Consider the following 17,101-nt stretch of genomic DNA (forward strand, 5'->3'; position numbering starts at 1 on the left):
TCAGTCATTGCTTGCGCAATGCCAGCTCTCCCGAAGGGCGAGCTTTTATCCAGCTGCCGGGTAAGTTTATTCATCATCGGAAAAGATTGTTGTTTTCCGTTCCTGCTCATAAAGCTCCCCCCTCGGGGGAGCTGGCAAAGCCGTCAGGCTTTGACTGAGAGGGTTCAGGCAGCGCAGCAAAAAGATGCATTTACCCGATGGGGTCCCTTCTGGTGAAAATGTGTTTTTAATATACGGTGCCATTGTCCGCTACGGCCCTGCTTCGTGAAAAAGAGCTTCCGGAAAATCCGCAGATTTTCCGGAAGCTCAGACATTAAAAATAAAATTTCCGCTGAAGATGCCCAGAGTGAAACGGAGGGCATTCAAATCGTCAGATTACCTGAAAGAGGAAGAACTTCAGATAATTCGTTTCCGGCACGCCCCACAGGATCGGGTGATCCGGAGCCTGCTGCTTCACTTCGATCTGCCGCAGCTGGCGGTGCGCATCCTTTGCCGCTGCACGCAGCATCTTGATGAACAGCTCCTCGGTGGCAAAGTGGGAGCAGCTGGCAGTTGCCAGATAGCCGCCGCGGGGCAGCAGCTTCATGGCACGGTAGTTGATCTCCTTGTAGCCGCGCATGGCGTTTTCTACGGTGCGGCGCGCCTTGGTAAAGGCAGGCGGGTCCAGAATGATAAAATCGTAGGGGTGCCCCTCTTTTTCCAGCCTCGGCAGCAGCTCAAAGGTGTCCTCGCACAAAAAGTCCATATTGGTCAGACCGTTGCGCTGGGCATTGCGCTGCGCCATGGCAATGGCCTCGGCGCTGATGTCGGCGGCGGTCACACGGGCAGCGCCGCCCGCAGCGGCGTTCAGTGCAAAGCTGCCGGTATGGGTAAAGCAGTCCAGCACGGTGTGGCCTGCGGCAAGGCGTGCCACAGCCCGGCGGTTGTACTTCTGGTCAAGGAAGAAGCCGGTCTTCTGCCCATTCTCGAAGTCCACATGGTAGTAAACGCCGTTCTCGCAGATCTCGGTCTGGGTGCTTGCCGGATGAGTCTCACCGGGCAGCTCAAACCAGCCTTTGTTCTGCTCAAGACCTTCCTTGGCGCGCAGGGCCTCATCGTTGCGCTCGTAGATGCCATCGATGGTCTGGCCGTCGGCGCGCAGGACTTCTGCCAGAATGGGGAAGAGGACGGGCTTGAGCTTTTCCATGCCCACGCTCAGGGTCTGGGTGACGAGGATGTTGCTGAACCGGTCCACCGTCAGCCCGGGGAACTGGTCGGCCTCGCCAAAAATGACGCGACAGGCAGAAAGGTCTGCGGGTTCCAGCACGGTTTTGCGGTAGCTCCATGCATATTCCACCCGGCGGCGCCAGAAGGCTGCATCAAAGGTGTCATTGGCGTTGCGGGAGATCAGCCGCACGCGGATCTTGCTCTTGAGCGAGACGAAGCCGGTGCCAAGGTAGGAACCCTTGGTGCTGACCACATCAGCCAGAGTGCCGTTTTCCGGCTCATTTTCCGGGGAATTGAGGATGTCGTTCTCGTACACCCATGGATGCCCGCCCACCAGCAGGCCCTCGGCGTGTTTGTTGACGGTATACACAGGGTAAGCGCGTTCTTTCATATGGTTCTCCTTATCATGAACGAACTCCCTTCGTCCCGCGTTTGCAGACAGAAGGAGTAAAAATCTACTCTTTATAATAGCATACTTTTTCAGGCTTGTACACTCCGAAATAGCCCGACTTCACGAGAAAATTCATTGCTTTGGCTGCTGCAAATTTGACAATTTCGACGGTATTTAGTAACAAATTAGAAACACGTTATCGAATTAGTAACACGCAAAGCACAAAAACAGCCCCGAGGAACCGTCAGGCTCCCCGGGGCTGTTGCTATGTATTGAGTTTACTGTTTCCCTACAACATCCTTCGCCCTGTCAAAGCAGAACTGGATGACCCTGCCGATGGTCTCATCGGTGATCGCCCAGCTGAAGAGCCTGCCGAACTTGCTGGCGTCCAGCGCGGCGCGGAGCTTTGCGGCTACCCACGCCTTGCGTTCAGCACCGCGCTTGGTGCCCTGAATCTCGTGCTCTGCGCGCTCGATCAGGTCGAGCACCAGCGGACGGACAGATGCGCCGTAGCCCAGCCGGATGGCACCGAGGACGTAAAAGGCAAAGCCGCCCAGCATCAGGGCGAGGGCAAGCCAGCCGGGGACAACGTTCAAGATATTAGTCAATACTGCTTCCATGGTCAGATCCCTTTCTCTCAGTTGATGATCGCGCTGATGCCGCGCTTGGCGACAAAATCGCGTTGCTTATGCTTTACCTCGGCCGCGTAGTCGAGGGCGGCGTGCATATCGCCGTTACAGTGTGCGTCCGGGATGCGCTGCACGGCTTTGGCGGTGGCTTCTCCCAGCGCGATTGCGGCGAGGGAGCTTTCGTACAGGTTCGTCTCGAACTCCTCACGGGCTTTCTCTGCGGCTTCCTGCCGTGCTTCCTGACGCTCGATGCGCCGCTTCAGCTGCCAGACGAGAAGCCCCAGCACCGCCGTCGGAATGCCTGCGGCAGCAAGAATACTCGCCATCGGTCACACCCCCTTCACCGCGCCCAGACCGGCACGCTTGATAATAGCAGCGTAGTCCTTGTATGCGTGGCTCATGTCAACATTAGTGCTCACCCCCGGCACGCGGGCAGCTCTGGTGTACTGCCACATGCCGAACGGCCAGCCGGGCGCGGGCTTCCTCGTGCGGTAGGCGGCCAGCCACACGTCGTAGGGCTTCAGCTCTGCACCGCCCATGTAGAGGAAGGTACTGCCGAACCACAAACCGGTGTACAGCATGGCGTACACGCCCCAGCTTTCCACCGTGCTCAGCATGTAGGCCGTCAGGTTGGTCAGTGCGGCCTTGCCCAGCGGCTTCTGCACCTCGTCCTCAATGTCCACCGCCACAGGCAGCTCAAAGCTCCTGCCGGTGAGCAGCTTCTTGAAATAGGCCAGCTCCTTGTCGGCCTGCTCCCGGTTGACCGCCTTGACGTAGCCATACACGCCGCAGGGGATGCCCAGCCGCTTGCATTCTGCGTAGTTGCGGGCAAACTGCGGGTCGGTGTAGGGCTTGCTTGGCAGACCATCGGCGCTGTTGCCCATGGCGCGAATCATCACGCCGTCCACCTTGCCGCTTGCCTTGACCTTTGCCCAGTCGATCGTGCCCTGATGGCGGCTCACGTCCATGATGGTCTTTTCCATCGCTTACTCCTTTACTTCTCCAGCTCTGCCTTGATGGCTTCCAGATGGTCCGTGGTCAGGGACGGGTAGTCGGCGGCGATGTCTTCAAAGACTTCACCGGCGGCAATGCGGATTTTGAAAGCGCGGGCTTTGCCGGTACGCCCGGCACATCCACCACCCGCTGCACGTCCCTGCCGCCGCTGGGGTATTCGGCCACCGTCTCGTAGTGGGCCACCTCGGCCACGGCCTCCTGCGCCGGGTGCTCCAGCGGCTGGGTGTCGTCGGTCAGATAACCCAGCGTCAGGTCCGGGTTTTCCACAACCGCGCCGGTCTCGTCGATGATCTTCATGGTGTCACCTCCATGGGGGTCACATATTTGCCGATTCGCGAGTAAGATACTTTTCCGTCAGGACTTTCAGCCGACAGCATCCACTGTCCGCCGGTCTTGCCGGAGTCACTGCGGTCTACTTTTACGCACCCATTTTCGTCCAGCTGCATCGGGGGCACAAAGCTACCGTCGCTGCGCCGCAGGTGGAGTCTGATTTTGCAGGTTTTCCACTCTTCCGGGATAGCAAAGTGCAGACTGGTTGGGTGACCCTCACTGCCAAACTGCAATGTTGCCACAGTGTCAAATGTCACAGGGATCATCGCTCAAAACCTCCTTTCTCAGGCCACGCGGTGCCAGATGTGCACATAGTAGGCGGCGGGCTGCACGGTGCTGCTGCGTCCGTAGATGGCATTGGACTTGGATGCGTCAAAAGATACGGTGCAATTACTGCCGTATGAACCGCCTTCGTAACCAGCCAAACCGCCATTGTTTGTGTTTATAGAAAGAGCGCCACTGTTAGATACATTTGGGTATGCTGTGCTCGCCACACCAGAGGATGAGCCCTTGAGGTTCGGCAGACCGGCCTTAACAGTGGTGCCTGCTGCGTGGGTGCTGGACGCACCCATCAGCACCCGCTCGGAGGCAATCTCCTCCCAGCTGCCGCCGAACAGCGCGGCGGGGCTGGTGGGGTCGGTGCTCTGGTAGATGCTGCCCACGGGGTAGTAGCCGAGCTTATCGGCGGCTTCCCCTTTCAGTGCGTCAATGACAGCTCGAAACTGCTGCACCAAAGTGCCGGTGGGGATGCCGGTCACGCCGTCCCGCATGACGCCGCAGACGGTCTCGTCCGCGCGGGTGTCGGTGATGTCGGCGGCGGTGATGGAAGTGCTGCCTGCGGGGCGTCTGATCTCGGCAAGGCAGAGGTCATAGACCAGCTCGGTGCGTGAAATTTCCGGGGCCGCAGGGGCAGCGGAGTCCGGCGTGCCGTCCAGCACCTGCAGGCTGGTCTTTTTGGCGGCGGCGTCGTAGCGCAGCACGATGCGGTCAATGCGGCTGCGCACAGGGTCCGCTTCGGTGAGCACCACGGTGGTGGGCTGCTCCATGATGATGCTGCGGCCCTTGAACCGCGCCGGGTGCACCCATGCCTGACCGGCGCTCACCTGTACGCTCAGGCCGCCCTGTGCTGTGACGGAGAAATCCTCCTCGGCGCTGTATACGCCGCTCAGGCGGGTGGCAAGGTAGCCCGAAGCATCGTCGGCGTCATATCGGATGCCGTCTTCGGGGTAAGTAATGATATCAGCCATAAAGTCCTCCTTTCAGGTCTTGTGCCATGTGGGCGTGCCCAGCCGGATGGTGCGGGTGGTGCCGCTGTCCTCGCTCTGGGTGATGATGTCGGCTACCCGCACCATGGCGGTGTAGCCCAGCTGAGGCAGACTTGCGCTCAGCACGTCGCCCACCTGCAGGGTGTCGTCGTCCACGTCAAACTCGATGGACCCGGTGCGCAGCTGGCTCAGCAGCTTTTCACCGCCCCGGTCAGCCAGCTTTTCCAGATAGCTCTGGCTGGTGCTGGTCTCGCCGTCCTCCGGCTGCACGTCCCGGGCGTCAATATACATCTCCCGCCGATCTGAGCCGGTGGCGGTCACATCCCCCACCCAGACGGTGGCCCGCTCGTCGCCCTCGCCAGCGCCCTGCACAAGGGCCACGTTGGCGTAGTCGGTGTCGGCAAAGCTCCACCCGGCATTCAGCAGATTGCCCCACTGGGGGCTGTAGCGGCGGTTCGGGTCGAAGGTGGGCCGGAAGCACTCGAAGAGCAGGCGCTTGCTGCTGCCCTTGCCATCCAGCACGATGCGGAACCCCAGATCACAGGCCTGCCCGATGGTCTGGCAGTAGTCGAAGATCGTGCCGCCGGAGGTCTGCTTTTCAAAGGTGGTGTCAAAGCCGTACTCGGTGCCCAGCTCAAGGCGGGGCCACGGTTTTGCGGCGCTCACAAGGCTGCGCATGGCGGCTTCCGCTGGCTGGTTCTTGATGCTCACCGCAGACACCCGCTTGGTCAGCAGCCACGTTGCCGGGTAGCCGCTCACGACCAAATTCGCATCCTCGTTCTGGTTGGTGCGGGAGCAGATGCGCATGGGGATGCGGGGGTTCTCGTCGCTGCGCACCAGCCAGCGCCCTTCCTGCAAAAGCTGCAGATTCTCGGCGGTGGGCCGCACCTCAAGGGTAAAACTGCCCTCGGAGTAATAGGGGCTGTCCCAGTAGAGGGACACCCACACATCCACCCAGCCCACGCGGGCAAGGGTGTCTGCGTCCAAAACGTCTATTCTCATAGCGGTTCGGGAAGAATGCCCGCCTCCATCGGGTAAAAGCTCACGGATGCCTGCAGGTAGCCGGAGCCGGACTCCGCCTGCATACTCAGCACGTTATCGCCGGGCTGCAGCTCGGTGAGGGTGCTGTCCTCGTCCAGCTTTGCAAAGATGTTCTCGGTCACGCCTGCCCGGGTCAGGGTGCAGGCCAGCCGGTCAGAGGTGCTGCGGTAGATCTCCAGCGTCTCGTCCGGCTGCAGGGTCAGGTCAAAGCCGATGAAGGCCCCGGTCTGCAGATCCACCACCTTGGGATGCGTCACCGGCATGTCGCACCGCAGGGTGGCAGTGAAGGGCACTGGCAGCGAACCGTCGTTGCGCAGCACCGCCGCCGTGCCGTCCCGCTTGATGCCGTAGATGTGGCTGTCGTAGCAGACGGGGAAACGGAACGCTTTCTCATACCCGCCCAGCACGCTGCTGACGGCATTGAGGTCGTACCAGAAGGGCTTTTCGCTGTAGAGCATGAGCGAACAGCGCGGCTGCGGCGTGTAGCTGGAAAAGTAGGGCGTTTTCTGCAGCACGAACCGGGTGAAATAGTGGTCGCCAAAGTACAGGGTGCCCTTGGTGAAGTATGGCATTTTTTTGCTGAACGCCCGGGCATTGTCCAGCGCGTACGCGCCCCAGAACACCACATCGAGGGTGCGGGACACACCGGAGACGCTCTGCCCCTCCACGGTGTCGCCCACCTGATTGACACCCTGCGCGGTTTTCAAGTCCACGTCGATGCCGTTGAGCGGGTCGAGAAAGTAAGGGGCGTCGTAGTCCCAGCCCAGATGCAGGACGGCACCGGCGTCGGTGACTATTTCGAGGTGATCCTTAAAAAGCACGGTGTCCTCCTTTCATCGTTTGCGGGCCTTGGCCTTGTCGGCCTCCCAGCGGGCTTCCCGCTGCTGTGCGGCGGCGGTGTCGTGGCCATTGTAGAAGTTCTGGGTGATATTGGTGTCGCCCTCCCGGTGGTAGCTGCGGGCGGCGGACACCACCTGTGCGGTGCCGGAAGCGGCCACGGTGGAGCCGAGGCGCATGTTGTCGGAAAGCACCAGCGCTCCCGCCTGCCGGATCATATCGGCAAGGGCAGAGTTTGTCTTTTCCAGCGCCTTGGTGTTGGCGTTGATGGCATCTTCCAGACTGCCGGTGCCGGTGGTGATATCCACGCTGCCCATGCCGCCGGAGCCGGACGAACCGCCGCCAGAGGAACCGCCGCCGGACGAGCCTTTCTTGCTGAAAGAGCCGCCGAGGGCGGCGACGATGCCTGCGATCGCGGCCACCAGCGCGATGCCCGCTGCGATCATCAGCAGGCCCTTCGGGGTCCCGAACCCGGTCGGCAACAGCGCCGATGGTTTCCAGCATCCCGGTAAAGGCCGAGCTGATGGCCACGATCACGCTGCCCGCGCCCATGAGGATCTCGGGCATACAGGAGAGAAAGCCGCCGCTCAGGCCCTTGCTGATGGCGAGAGCCACCGCCTGCAGCGGGTCTTTCAGGCCGTTGAAAATGTTCAGCAGGGTGGAGCCGAGGCCCTGCGCCTGCTGCCAGACCTCAGAGAAGCCGCCGGTCAGGCCGTTCACGATCTGCCCGCCAAGGTCGATGGCTCCCTGCACCAGCTTGTCCCGGGCACCGCCCAGCGCCTTATTGAGCTTATTCACGATGCCGAGGGCGAAGGACTGCACCTGCTGCTTCTGGTCGGCGGTCAGGCCGCTGTAGATGGTGCTTGCGACCCACTTGCCGACGGAGAGCCAGTCCTGATTCTTGACAGCAGTGTACAGGTCATCGAAGGTACCCAGCACGCTGGTGTTGGCCTCGGTCTGGATCTCCTTCCACAGGCCGTCGAAGGTGTCTGCGCTGGATTTTTTGATCTGCTCGGCTACCTTCTCGGTGCCGTCGGCGGCGATGGTCTTGACCCGCTCGATGGTCACGAGGGCACCGTCCACCACGTCGTCGTAGGTCTTGGTGATGACCTGCTTCTGGGTCTCGGTGCCGTCGGTCAGGGTCTCGGTGACGGTCTGGGTGGTGGTCTTGACCCCGTCTGCCAGTGTCTCGAAGGTGGAAGTGACAGTTTTGGCGGTCTCCCGCACCGTCTCCATGGTCTGCTTGACGGTCTTGGTGCCGTTTGCCGCCACTTCCGTGATGGTCTTGACATCTTTCAGCACGCCGTCCACCATCTGCCGGGAAGTCTCGGTGATGACCTGCTTTTGCTGTGTCTTGCCGTTGGAGAGCGTTTCGGTGATGTTTTCGGTGGTGCGGGTGATCTTGCCGTCGATTTCGGTCGTGGTGTCCGAGATGGACTTGACCACTTCGGCGGTGGATTTTTTGGCGCTTTTCGATGCTTTTTTGCCGGACTTGTCGATGGCAGCAGCGGCGTTGTTTGCCGACTGAGTAATCGATGCTGCCGTCTCCTTACCGGCCTTTTTGGCTTCTTCCTGACGTTCGGTCCAGCTCTTATTGCTGATGCCTTTCCCGGCCAGCGCGTCGGCGTGCCGCTGGTCGCGGTTCATTGCCCCGGCGCTCGTCGAGCCGGAAGAGGTAGAGCCAGAGGTGCTCTGGGTGATGCCGTTGACGGCGGCATTGCTGGCCGTGCCCACCAGATTTGCAATCAGGCCGCTGACCCACGAGGTCAGCCGGTTCCACATCGACGCGATGCCGTTGATGATGCCCTGAACGATGTTCTCTCCGATATGGCCCCACTCGTCCATGCTGCCGTCCCAGACGCCCACCAGCTTTGCCACGCAGGCGAGGGCGGCTTCGGCCAGATTTTCAATGCTGTAGAGGATACCGTCCACAAGGGTGGTCAGCATAGCCGCGCCGCACTCGAGGATCTTCGGCAGGTTGGAAATCAGCGCGGCGGCAAACTTGGCAATCGCCGCGCCTGCGGACTCGATCAGTGCAGGGAGATTGTCGGTGATACCAATGATGAGGCTCTCGATGATCTGCAGGCCGGCGGTCATCATCTCGTCTGTGTGGTCACCGAGGTAGCCGATAAATCCGGCGATGATCTCGGCGGCGCTGGCGATCAGGTCCGGGATGTTGTCAACAAGGCCCTGTGCCAGCGCGCCCAGCACTTCAGCAGCCGTGTCCAGCATGGCCGGTGTAGCTTCCACGATGTCCTCAGCCAGCTGGGTGATGATCTCCACGCCGGTGTTCATCAGGCCGGGCAGCTGCTCGGTAATGCCTGCCGCCAGATCGGAGAGAATCTGGCCTGCAGCCTGAAGCATGGCTTCGGGTCCGCCATCAGACAGGGCGGTGGTCAGCTGGGTGAGGCAGTCTGTGCCCCACTGAGTGGCATCGCTCAGAGAGGATTCCAGCGAGTCATACAGGGTGATGCCGAAGTTCTGGGCAGCCGTCTGCATGGTCTCCACCTTGTGCTGAAAGGTGTCGGTCATGGTCTCGTAGGCGGTCTCGGTAGCGCCTGCGCTGTTCTGCATCTGGCTGAGCACATCGTTGAAATGTTCAGCGCCGCCGGATGCCAGCGACAATGCACCGGTGCCTGCTTCCACACTCGACCACAGACCTGCAAAGGCAGTGCTGCTGCCGCCGACGCTCTGATACAAAATCTGCAGAACATCGCCTAGGCTCTTGCCCTCAGCATTCAGCTGAGCAAAGCTCTTGCCGGTCTGTTTCTGCAAAATTTTGCCGACAGTAGAACCGGCATCGCCAAGTTCGTTGAGCATGGACTTGGTGTAGGTGGTGGCTTCTGCCGTGGCAATACCATTTGCGGTCATGACGGCCAGACCACTGGACAGATTTTCGACGGTCACGCCATACGCTGCAGCCAGAGGAATGACCTTGCCCATGCTGGACGAAAGCTCATCCACGCTGGTTTTGCCCAGATTCTGGGTGGTCAGCAGCACATCCGATACATGGATGGCCTGATCTGCACTCAGTCCATAGGCATTCAGCGCGGTGGTCAGGATATCGACTGCCGAACTGCTGGAAGTGAAGCCAGCAGCAGCCAGCTTGGAAGCCTGTCCGGCAAAAGCTACGGCGTTTGCCGTATCCTGTCCGGCACTGATGGCCTGATAGGCTGCTTCGGCAATGTCTGCAGCGGCAACGCCCATGCTGCCGGATGTATCAAGGATCTGCTTGTTCAGATCGCCCACGGAGACCTTGCTCGTGTCGGCGATGGTGCCGACCTTGGCAAGGGCTGTCTCGAACGATGAACCAATATCGACCGAGGAAGTCACCAGCTCGGCCATTTTGCTGCTGGCCGATTTTACAAAGTCAGCGATCAGATTACCAGCAGCCACCGTCATGCTGGAAATGCCATTGGTAAAACCGCTGGTATCCAGTTTGGTGTTGCCGGTAACGTCAAAATCAAATGCCACTGTGTCCACCTCTCTCCATTCCAAAAGAGCGCGGGCACAAGGGCACAGGCTGTTATAACTTGATCTCTACCTCCCGCTTACAGGCGGGATTTTTGCATTTTACCCACAGGCCATGGGCGGATGCGGCATTTTCTGCCCACACCGGCAGCGCCCGCCCGCAGTATGGGCAGGGCACCGGGGCGCGGCTAGTGCCGGAACCGCGCAAGGAACGCAGCATCATGCTCTTCGACGGACACGACACGGGCGGCACCCCCTCTCAGCTCAGCAGGCAGGGCAAAGCGCTCCTGCAAGTCGGCATAGTGGGCACGCATACTGCCCTCGTACTCGGACAGGTCCATGGTGCGCCAGCTCATGATCTTGGCCATGAGGGTCTCCTCCGGCAGGGCCGCGAACAGCGCCCGGAACCGGAACCAGTGCACCCGCTCCCGGGTCAGGTCGATGCCGTAGGCCTGCTGGAACGCCGCCACGATGTAACCGGCATCACACTGGTAGTCGAAGGCAAGACCGGAAGAGGGCGCGGTACTGCTTTCAGCTGCGGCGCTTTCGGCTGCTTTTTCGCCCGCCTTATAAAACTCGATCATGTACCCGTAGGCGTCGATGATCTTCTGAGGGTCGTTCAGAAAACAGTGTGGGTCTTTGTAAAAACGCCAGAGGGCGCTGACCGCAAAACCGAGGGGGTCATCTCCTGTCTGGCCGCGCACATAGGCGTTCACCAGCCAGACCATGGGCCGGAAATCCGGGATGATCTCGTGTCCGTGCCACCGGGTGGGCAACTCGTCCAGCAGCAGGTCAGACATGGCGCTCGGATGCCAGCTGCAGAGCGTACTCTGCCAGCTGCTGCATGGCATCGGGGTCGTCCCGCAGGGCATTCACAGCCTGCCGGGCATCGATCAGCTGGTCGGTCTTGCGGCGGGTCTCGGCTTCCGTGTCCGGCCAGAAAGTGTTGGTCTGGGTGATAGGCTGCTGCGCCGGGCGGCTTGCCACCTGCGGGTGGAAACCCTCGCTGCGGGACACGGGTTTCTGCTTGCGCTGCTGCTGCTTTGCCGCTGCGCGCCGCTGCTCGCGGTTCATGGGCATTGCAGCCGCCTGCTTTACGGTGGCCTGTTCTGCGGCGATGGCTTCCTTGATGGCGTTCGTCACACGGACACAGGCACCAAGCTGTTTCCGTCAAGACCCAGACGTTCAGATGCACCCTCGCCCAGCAGCTCGTCGAAGTAGCCCATCATAAGGCGGCACTGGCCGCGCAGGATGTCGGCGGTGCCCGTATGCGAGCGCTTGCTCTCGCGGTCAGAAGCCGCCTGCATGTGCTGCTGTGCCGCGTCCATACGGTCGAGGTCGTTGGCGTTCAGCGCCGAAAATTCAAATTCCTGTCCACAAATAACCATGTTCTGGCTCCTTCTTGGGCCGTGCCCCGGTTCTGCCCCGGAGGAATAAGCTTTGTTCACGGCATAAAAAATCCCCGTTCCGGTGTGGAGCGGGGACTGTGTTTGAAAAAAATCAGCCCTTGACGGCCTTGGCAGGCTCAGCGGACTGGGTGGCGGGGTTGTAGTCAAACTCCTCCGGCGTGCCGATGACCTTCACGTCGCAGGCAAAGGTGGCCTTGGAACCGGCTGCACCGCCCACGTCGCTGGTGACGATGATGGAAGCGCTGCCCTTCTCGCCCTTGCCGGTGCGAAGGCTGAAATAGATGTACGGCCTGATGATATCGCTGCCGGTACCGTACACGATCTTGTGGCTCAGCACAAAATTCTGAAAAGCATCGCCCGTGTAGCGGACGCCGTTGACGGCAAGGGTGCGCTGGGTGCCGGTCTTTTCGGTAACGTTGCCGGTGCGGATGTACTGGGAATCCTCGGTGGTGGCGTTCAGGGAGCCGGAATGCTCCTTCACGTGGTCGGCGCAGACGATCCACTGGCTTTCCTTGGTCTGGGTGCTCTCGATCTGGAAGGCGAGGATGAAGTCGTCCGCCGTCTCAATGCCGGTATACGACGCGCTGGGCGTGATGCCGGACTTGGTAATGGCTTCAGATACAGTCATATCAAAACTCCTTTCATTTTGGCATGTAGTAGGTCAGGCGCATTTGCAGCTGCATCTTACAGCTGCCCGCGCTGTTTGTGACGATGTAGCCGCTGTTTGTCACGGCAATGCCGGTAGGGGTCTTGCCCCCGCCGCAGGCCGAGAGGTCAGGCAGGTCGTGCCGGGCGTCCTGCCGCATGACCCACTCGGTGAGCTGCTCAAAAAAGCCGCTGTTCTGGATGCTGACGGCGTCCACCTCGCTGTACTCCCGGCGGCTGAGGAAGAGGTAATTCTTCGACATTTCCCAGCCGGAGATGTACTCGGTGAGGATGGGATCACCGGGGCTGTCCTCGATGGAAAATGCGGTGGATTCTTCTTCCAGTCCGGCAATGCGGAAGGCTGCACCGGTGGCTTCCTGTTCTTCGGCGATCAGCGGGCAGGTCTTGAGCCATGCCCGCAGGGCGGCAATGGTGGGCTTTACGGTTTCGCTCATTTGTTCCCTCCCAGAAACTGCTTTGCGGCATCATGGGCGAACTTTTCCAGCTCGTCCTTGTGGTCGGCAATGGCCCGCTGGCCCCAATAGGAGCCGCGCAGGCCGTTCTCACCATGCAGACCCTTGCCCTGTTCATGCAGATAATACTGCCTGCGGGCATAGGGCGTATTGTACACCAGCAGACCTTCCTTGAAGTCGGATGCCTGATTCACGCTGTTCTTCAGCGTGCCGGTGTCAAAGGGCACATAGGGGTCTACCGTTGCCGCCACTTTCTGTGAAAAGGCAAACTGCAGCTTTGCGAACCGTGCATCCATGTCGGCCTGAAAGCCGGGCCGGAACGTGATCTTGAAATCAAAAACCGGTGCGCTCATGCGATCAGCTCCCTTCCACATGCCAGTGGGGCAGCAGCGGCTCCCGGTCGTCCGAGACAGCCGCCGCTGTGCAGCACAGGTGCGTTTTTTCAAGCCGGGCATACTCTTCGGCGGTCAAGGCAGGCACCGCGCCCTGCACCAGCTTCCAGCCGCGTTTCAGGGTCCAGTGCTTGGTCTTTTCCGCCGCAGACAGCGCCGCCCACTGGGCATAGGGCAGGTAGCCCGCCGTACACACGCTGGCCGGGATGCGGATGTGGGTGGTGCGCTCCGGGTCTTTGGCGGTGCCGGAGCCGGAGGTGGAGCGGCATTCCCGCCAGCAGCACCCGGGAGCACACCCAGCACACCGGCCTGTCTGTCTCGGTGGTCACATCGTGGATGAGGTTCACCACAGTAACGGCTGTCTGCATCACAAAATCCCCCTGTACAGCAGGTCGTGCGGGTCATTGCCCAGCGCGGTGCGGGGATGTCGTCATAGGCTTCCTGCCGGGCGGCGGCGGTGGCATCGGCATTGCTGCCAAAGGTGACGCTGTAGCCGTCGTTGGAGACGCTGGCAGCACCCGGCACAGCACCCGCCGCAGATGCAGCGGCCAGCAGGCCGACGATCTGCCCGCAGGCGTCCGCCAATGCTTCCCGGCAGGCCTCGCACCCGGCGGCGTGGCTCTCGGCCCGGCCAAAGGTGGCGGAATCGATCATGCGGGAAGCCCGGCTGCACAGCACACCGAACGCCGTTTCTGGCACCATGCCGCCCGCCGCCGTGTACTGGTCATAGGTGCAGTAGAGCATGGGGCCTCCTTATGCTGCGACGGCAGCTGCGGTCAGGAACGCAAAGGGGACTTTGGAGCGGTCGGCGTTCATACGGGTGGCAGGGTTCGGCAGTGCCCAGCCCATGCGCATGACCCACGCAGGGCCACCATCTGGCCGGGCGAGCTTCGACGATCTCCTCGGCGTGCAGCTGGCCGATGCTTCGAATAACGCCCTGATCCAGCAGCTTCACGGTGACGTCCTCTTGACGGATGGAGTACACCAGCTCCTTGAAGTTGCTCGTCAATTGGCCGCGCCTTGGAAGCATCAAAGCCGCCGTTATCCGGGAAGTACATCGGTGCGCCGTCCAGCGCGTAGGTGGTGGCACCCTGCATATCGGAACGGAACAGGGGACGGCCAGTGGTATCCACAAGGCCGCGCAGCTCTGCCTTGGCGGTCAGGTCGCCCACCACGGCGTCCACGCCGAAGCCGCCAGCCTCCACCTTGGAGAACAGACCGTCCTTGCCCAGCAGCTTTGCGTAGTCGATGGGGCCGGTGACTTTGTTCTTGGCCGCAAGGGTCAGAACATCGGTCGTCCACTCGGTGGGACGCTCGCCGCCGAACAGGATGGCGTTGTCGATCTTTGCGCCCATGGCTTCCCGGACGCGGGGCTGTACCTCGCCCATGATGTCAAAGCTGGAATCTGCCAGCACAGCCTCGGGCACAGGAACGATGACGGCCAGCTCTGCAGCGGTCATATACACGTTGTCCCATTCCTGCTTGCCGTCTTCTGATGCCGGTAGTCAGCTCGTCTACCCAGCAGCCAGCGGCAGCACCTGGACAGCACGGTGAATTCTGGTCGGTCAACAGGTCATATCGGCAAGGCGGGTGCCCAGCTGCATGACGGTGGAGCTTTTGGGCACGTCCTGCTGGATGGTGTTCACCAACGCTCTGGATCAGGGCCTCAGCCTTATTGCGAGCGATTGCATCAGTAGCCAGTACAATTGAACCTTCCTGCTGAACGCTGCGCGAATGCAGCATTTCGCGGCCTCATGTGTGTTTGCGGGCTGGCCGGGTGGGTGCCGGTCGCCGATGCGGAAAACGCGCCATGCCGCCGTCCGGCAGAATGGCGCTGGATTATTCTCTTTGAAAGCCTTGACATAATCATCAAAGCCCAGAATCTCGCCGTCCTTCATAGCAAAATTCTGGGCCTTTGCCTCGGCAAGGAACGCCTTGCGGGCGCTCTCGCTGGAAAATTTCAGGCCGGATGCCTTGCGTTCCAGAGCGTAGCCCTTTTCGAGGGCAGCGACCTGAGTCGCACAGCATCGGTCTTGGCCTGCTCGGCCTTGGCCTTCCACTCGGGGTCGTAGCCTTCCAGTTTGCTGTTTGCAGTGGACAGCTGTTCGGTCAGGGTGGTTTTCTCGGCCTTGAGGGTGGTCATCTTGTTCACCTTGGCCGTGATATCCGCGCCGTGCAGGTTCATGATGCTGTCCAGCTGGTCCGAGGTGATACCCGGAATGATCTTGCTCACATCTTCGCGTTTCACTTGCGATGTGCTCCTTTCTTTTGTCTGTTGGGTGGATAAGTCCCTGCTGTTTTGTATCGCGGTTCTCATTCCGCACGGGACAAGACGGGGTACGCGCCGCCTTCCGCTGTGGTGCCGCTTGCGGGAGTTGAACCCGCCACACCCGGATTAAAAGTCCGGTGCTCTGCCAACATGAGCTAAAACGGCATAAAAAAGCGGCTGACGCTGTGCGCCAACCGCTGAGTATTAAATTTTACGGCCTTGTTTCCACGCTGGGCAGGATATCAGTGTGGAAATAGAGCTTGTAGTGGTACGGATCGGTATGGGTGCCGGCTGGCGGATGTACTGAACGATGTCCAGACCTTCAATGTATCCTGCACGCTGAAGCCTGACTAAGCAAGGCCTGAAAACGGTTCCATTCTTACCGAAGCGTTCGGCGTTCGAATCCTTCGCTGTCGAAGTCCTCAAATCCACGCTCTGCTGCAAGAATTTCAGGATGCGGTAGATGATGCGAAAATCTTCCATGATGCACCTCACTTCTTTTTGTTTAAGTCCATATACAGATACGCTTCCGGGTCGCCATACGCTTCCTGAGACCGCTGTCTGTCTTGCTTGGCTGACAGGCGGGTCATGTGCAGCCAGACATCCCCATCTGTTCGCAATGCCGGATTCTTTTGCATTTCGTTCCAGATTGCAGAGGGCTCATCAAGCTGTAGCACTTCACTTTTGGTCATCGTTCAATCCCTCAATAAAATGATAGAGCTGCGGGTCCTTCTCTTTCAGGGCAAAGGGCTCCTGATAAAAAGCGCGATACCCTTCGCTGAAATATTCCTTCAGCATATCTTCATTGATCTGCATCGTTCCGGCTTTAAAAATTCCATCCGTGGGAGATTCATATAGCCGTCCCTGATACTCAGATATGAATTTGCTGTTCTGAAGGAGATAAACCGCTTGTGTATAGGTACTATCATCATACACGATTTGAGAAAGATCTTCAACATCAATCCCGGATTTTCGGATGCTGATGTATTTGGAGTTATGCCGCAGGTCAAGGGAGATATTCCAATGCGTGGCCATACTCGTGAATGACATCACCGCTTTTGCGCTCAGGGTGAAGATAAAGCGTTTTGTCCGGATAATAATAGCCGCTTCCATTGGCGTCTTTCTCTGTCATTACGACCTTGTTGATGATGCTTTCAGCCTTATCACGCTGCCACTGAGGAAGAATAGACAACTCGCTCTCAATGCTTTCACGCTCGGTTTTAGAAACGTTGTTGGAGTAATTGAGCTTTTGCAGGAGCGTTCCAGAATTTCCCAGAGATTTCCCTCTTGCTGCCCAGCTCGCCCTGCCGGCTTCGCTCCTGCCGAACTTGGGCACACTGACACGGGCGCTGTCCACACGGCCGCCCGTGGCCTGTGCAAACTCTGCAAGGCTCTGGCGGGCGGCTCTCAGGCGCACAGCGGCGTCGGTGGGGTCCAGCCCGGCGGCGTCCTCGGCCAGATACCGCTTTTTCCAGCGGCGGACGTTCCGCTCCCGGGCGCGCTGCATCTGTGATATCCGAGGCGGTGTACTTTTTGCCGTTCCACTCGATGTCCCGGGCGTTCAAGCTCCCGCAGCCGCCCCCGTGTCCATCGGGCGGGTCGCCCAGCTCCGGAACACCGCGAAGGTGCTGGCGGCAGTTCCAGCCGCACACAGGCCTGCGCCGGTGCCGTAGCCGGTGGCGGCTTCAAAATCCGGGTAGTGCCTGCCCTTGTAGTCCACCGCGCCGCC

At 60.1% G+C, this 17,101-nt stretch carries 23 protein-coding genes, 1 tRNA gene and 2 pseudogenes; all 26 read right to left on the reverse strand.

The annotated features are described in order from the left end of the window. Window positions 1-370: 370 nt before the first annotated feature. Window positions 371-1,597 (reverse strand): class I SAM-dependent rRNA methyltransferase, encoded by a 1,227-nt coding sequence (locus ACKXF9_RS08395; protein ID WP_418265836.1) that lies wholly within the window; start codon window positions 1,595-1,597, stop codon window positions 371-373. A 278-nt stretch (window positions 1,598-1,875) separates the two neighbouring features. Then, a complete protein-coding gene (locus ACKXF9_RS08400; RefSeq protein WP_418265837.1) occupies window positions 1,876-2,217 on the reverse strand; it encodes a hypothetical protein in 342 nt (113 codons plus the stop codon). Window positions 2,218-2,234: 17 nt separating this feature from the next. Next, window positions 2,235-2,552, reverse strand: a complete 318-nt coding sequence (locus tag ACKXF9_RS08405; RefSeq protein ID WP_418265838.1) for a serine/threonine protein kinase — start codon at window positions 2,550-2,552, stop codon at window positions 2,235-2,237. A 3-nt stretch (window positions 2,553-2,555) separates the two neighbouring features. Continuing rightward, window positions 2,556-3,209 carry a GH25 family lysozyme gene (locus tag ACKXF9_RS08410; protein ID WP_418265839.1) on the reverse strand — a complete coding sequence of 218 codons (654 nt, stop codon included), beginning with the start codon at window positions 3,207-3,209 and terminating at the stop codon, window positions 2,556-2,558. 55 nt (window positions 3,210-3,264) lie between these two features. Continuing rightward, window positions 3,265-3,537 carry a hypothetical protein gene (locus tag ACKXF9_RS08415; RefSeq protein ID WP_418265840.1) on the reverse strand — a complete coding sequence of 91 codons (273 nt, stop codon included), beginning with the start codon at window positions 3,535-3,537 and terminating at the stop codon, window positions 3,265-3,267. Next, window positions 3,534-3,836, reverse strand: a complete 303-nt coding sequence (locus ACKXF9_RS08420; RefSeq protein ID WP_418265841.1) for a hypothetical protein — start codon at window positions 3,834-3,836, stop codon at window positions 3,534-3,536. Before ACKXF9_RS08420 ends, ACKXF9_RS08415 begins: the two co-directional genes overlap by 4 nt. 18 nt (window positions 3,837-3,854) lie before the next feature. Further along, on the reverse strand, window positions 3,855-4,817 hold the full coding sequence (locus tag ACKXF9_RS08425; protein WP_418265842.1) for a phage baseplate protein: 963 nt from the start codon (window positions 4,815-4,817) through the stop codon (window positions 3,855-3,857). Between the two features lie 12 nt (window positions 4,818-4,829). After that, a complete protein-coding gene (locus ACKXF9_RS08430) occupies window positions 4,830-5,822 on the reverse strand; it encodes a siphovirus ReqiPepy6 Gp37-like family protein (RefSeq protein WP_418265843.1) in 993 nt (330 codons plus the stop codon). 11 nt (window positions 5,823-5,833) lie between these two features. Next, on the reverse strand, window positions 5,834-6,697 hold the full coding sequence (locus ACKXF9_RS08435) for a phage distal tail protein (RefSeq protein WP_418265844.1): 864 nt from the start codon (window positions 6,695-6,697) through the stop codon (window positions 5,834-5,836). Continuing rightward, on the reverse strand, window positions 6,687-10,211 hold the full coding sequence (locus ACKXF9_RS08440; RefSeq protein ID WP_418265845.1) for a phage tail tape measure protein: 3,525 nt from the start codon (window positions 10,209-10,211) through the stop codon (window positions 6,687-6,689). The genes ACKXF9_RS08435 and ACKXF9_RS08440 overlap by 11 nt, the downstream gene beginning before the upstream one ends. Before the next feature lie 161 nt (window positions 10,212-10,372). Beyond that, complete coding sequence (locus ACKXF9_RS08445) at window positions 10,373-10,984, reverse strand: Gp15 family bacteriophage protein (RefSeq protein ID WP_418265846.1); 612 nt, start codon at window positions 10,982-10,984, stop codon at window positions 10,373-10,375. After that, a complete protein-coding gene (locus ACKXF9_RS08450; protein WP_418265847.1) occupies window positions 10,977-11,327 on the reverse strand; it encodes a hypothetical protein in 351 nt (116 codons plus the stop codon). Before ACKXF9_RS08450 ends, ACKXF9_RS08445 begins: the two co-directional genes overlap by 8 nt. Next, window positions 11,324-11,572 carry a hypothetical protein gene (locus ACKXF9_RS08455; RefSeq protein WP_418265848.1) on the reverse strand — a complete coding sequence of 83 codons (249 nt, stop codon included), beginning with the start codon at window positions 11,570-11,572 and terminating at the stop codon, window positions 11,324-11,326. Before ACKXF9_RS08455 ends, ACKXF9_RS08450 begins: the two co-directional genes overlap by 4 nt. A gap of 112 nt (window positions 11,573-11,684) precedes the next feature. Then, on the reverse strand, window positions 11,685-12,221 hold the full coding sequence (locus tag ACKXF9_RS08460; RefSeq protein WP_418265849.1) for a phage tail tube protein: 537 nt from the start codon (window positions 12,219-12,221) through the stop codon (window positions 11,685-11,687). A 13-nt stretch (window positions 12,222-12,234) separates the two neighbouring features. Beyond that, entirely contained in the window at window positions 12,235-12,693 is a 459-nt protein-coding gene (locus tag ACKXF9_RS08465; RefSeq protein ID WP_418265850.1) for a hypothetical protein, read from the reverse strand. Then, entirely contained in the window at window positions 12,690-13,064 is a 375-nt protein-coding gene (locus ACKXF9_RS08470; protein WP_418265851.1) for a minor capsid protein, read from the reverse strand. Before ACKXF9_RS08470 ends, ACKXF9_RS08465 begins: the two co-directional genes overlap by 4 nt. A gap of 4 nt (window positions 13,065-13,068) precedes the next feature. Further along, on the reverse strand, window positions 13,069-13,203 hold the full coding sequence (locus ACKXF9_RS08475; protein ID WP_418265852.1) for a hypothetical protein: 135 nt from the start codon (window positions 13,201-13,203) through the stop codon (window positions 13,069-13,071). Between the two features lie 17 nt (window positions 13,204-13,220). Beyond that, window positions 13,221-13,847, reverse strand: coding sequence for a hypothetical protein (locus tag ACKXF9_RS08480; RefSeq protein WP_418265853.1), 627 nt, complete (start codon window positions 13,845-13,847; stop codon window positions 13,221-13,223). Window positions 13,848-13,915: 68 nt separating this feature from the next. Beyond that, a pseudogene (locus tag ACKXF9_RS08485) lies at window positions 13,916-14,584 on the reverse strand (phage major capsid protein); the annotation flags it as partial. 177 nt (window positions 14,585-14,761) lie between these two features. Next, window positions 14,762-15,001: a hypothetical protein gene (locus ACKXF9_RS08490; protein WP_418265854.1), complete on the reverse strand. Its 240-nt coding sequence runs from the start codon at window positions 14,999-15,001 to the stop codon at window positions 14,762-14,764. Between the two features lie 62 nt (window positions 15,002-15,063). Next, the gene (locus ACKXF9_RS08495; protein WP_418265855.1) at window positions 15,064-15,351 is read right to left on the reverse strand and encodes a hypothetical protein; all 288 of its coding nucleotides are present in this window, start codon (window positions 15,349-15,351) and stop codon (window positions 15,064-15,066) included. Window positions 15,352-15,460: 109 nt separating this feature from the next. Then, window positions 15,461-15,537 (reverse strand) — tRNA-Lys (locus ACKXF9_RS08500). A gap of 39 nt (window positions 15,538-15,576) precedes the next feature. After that, window positions 15,577-15,855, reverse strand: a complete 279-nt coding sequence (locus ACKXF9_RS08505) for a hypothetical protein (protein ID WP_418265856.1) — start codon at window positions 15,853-15,855, stop codon at window positions 15,577-15,579. Between the two features lie 8 nt (window positions 15,856-15,863). Continuing rightward, window positions 15,864-16,064: a hypothetical protein gene (locus tag ACKXF9_RS08510; RefSeq protein WP_418265857.1), complete on the reverse strand. Its 201-nt coding sequence runs from the start codon at window positions 16,062-16,064 to the stop codon at window positions 15,864-15,866. Beyond that, on the reverse strand, window positions 16,051-16,407 hold the full coding sequence (locus ACKXF9_RS08515; RefSeq protein ID WP_418265858.1) for a hypothetical protein: 357 nt from the start codon (window positions 16,405-16,407) through the stop codon (window positions 16,051-16,053). Before ACKXF9_RS08515 ends, ACKXF9_RS08510 begins: the two co-directional genes overlap by 14 nt. After that, a pseudogene (locus ACKXF9_RS08520) lies at window positions 16,379-16,894 on the reverse strand (phage minor capsid protein); the annotation flags it as partial. The pseudogene ACKXF9_RS08520 and the gene ACKXF9_RS08515, both read right to left, overlap by 29 nt. Between the last annotated feature and the right edge of the window lie 207 nt (window positions 16,895-17,101).

Origin of the sequence: Faecalibacterium sp. 9 (genome assembly GCF_048320955.1) — a bacterium.
In the GTDB taxonomy this organism is placed as follows: domain Bacteria; phylum Bacillota; class Clostridia; order Oscillospirales; family Ruminococcaceae; genus Faecalibacterium; species Faecalibacterium wellingii.

Coding starts and splice junctions, on each gene's coding strand:
- ACKXF9_RS08395 (WP_418265836.1), bottom strand. CDS start 1,597: ATGAAAGAACGCGCTTACCCTGTGTATACCGTCAACAAACACGCCGAG.
- ACKXF9_RS08400 (WP_418265837.1), bottom strand. CDS start 2,217: ATGGAAGCAGTATTGACTAATATCTTGAACGTTGTCCCCGGCTGGCTT.
- ACKXF9_RS08405 (WP_418265838.1), bottom strand. CDS start 2,552: ATGGCGAGTATTCTTGCTGCCGCAGGCATTCCGACGGCGGTGCTGGGG.
- ACKXF9_RS08410 (WP_418265839.1), bottom strand. CDS start 3,209: ATGGAAAAGACCATCATGGACGTGAGCCGCCATCAGGGCACGATCGAC.
- ACKXF9_RS08415 (WP_418265840.1), bottom strand. CDS start 3,537: ATGAAGATCATCGACGAGACCGGCGCGGTTGTGGAAAACCCGGACCTG.
- ACKXF9_RS08420 (WP_418265841.1), bottom strand. CDS start 3,836: ATGATCCCTGTGACATTTGACACTGTGGCAACATTGCAGTTTGGCAGT.
- ACKXF9_RS08425 (WP_418265842.1), bottom strand. CDS start 4,817: ATGGCTGATATCATTACTTACCCCGAAGACGGCATCCGATATGACGCC.
- ACKXF9_RS08445 (WP_418265846.1), bottom strand. CDS start 10,984: ATGTCTGACCTGCTGCTGGACGAGTTGCCCACCCGGTGGCACGGACAC.
- ACKXF9_RS08455 (WP_418265848.1), bottom strand. CDS start 11,572: ATGGTTATTTGTGGACAGGAATTTGAATTTTCGGCGCTGAACGCCAAC.
- ACKXF9_RS08460 (WP_418265849.1), bottom strand. CDS start 12,221: ATGACTGTATCTGAAGCCATTACCAAGTCCGGCATCACGCCCAGCGCG.
- ACKXF9_RS08465 (WP_418265850.1), bottom strand. CDS start 12,693: ATGAGCGAAACCGTAAAGCCCACCATTGCCGCCCTGCGGGCATGGCTC.
- ACKXF9_RS08470 (WP_418265851.1), bottom strand. CDS start 13,064: ATGAGCGCACCGGTTTTTGATTTCAAGATCACGTTCCGGCCCGGCTTT.
- ACKXF9_RS08480 (WP_418265853.1), bottom strand. CDS start 13,847: ATGCTCTACTGCACCTATGACCAGTACACGGCGGCGGGCGGCATGGTG.
- ACKXF9_RS08490 (WP_418265854.1), bottom strand. CDS start 15,001: ATGAAGGACGGCGAGATTCTGGGCTTTGATGATTATGTCAAGGCTTTC.
- ACKXF9_RS08505 (WP_418265856.1), bottom strand. CDS start 15,855: ATGGAAGATTTTCGCATCATCTACCGCATCCTGAAATTCTTGCAGCAG.
- ACKXF9_RS08510 (WP_418265857.1), bottom strand. CDS start 16,064: ATGACCAAAAGTGAAGTGCTACAGCTTGATGAGCCCTCTGCAATCTGG.
- ACKXF9_RS08515 (WP_418265858.1), bottom strand. CDS start 16,407: ATGGCCACGCATTGGAATATCTCCCTTGACCTGCGGCATAACTCCAAA.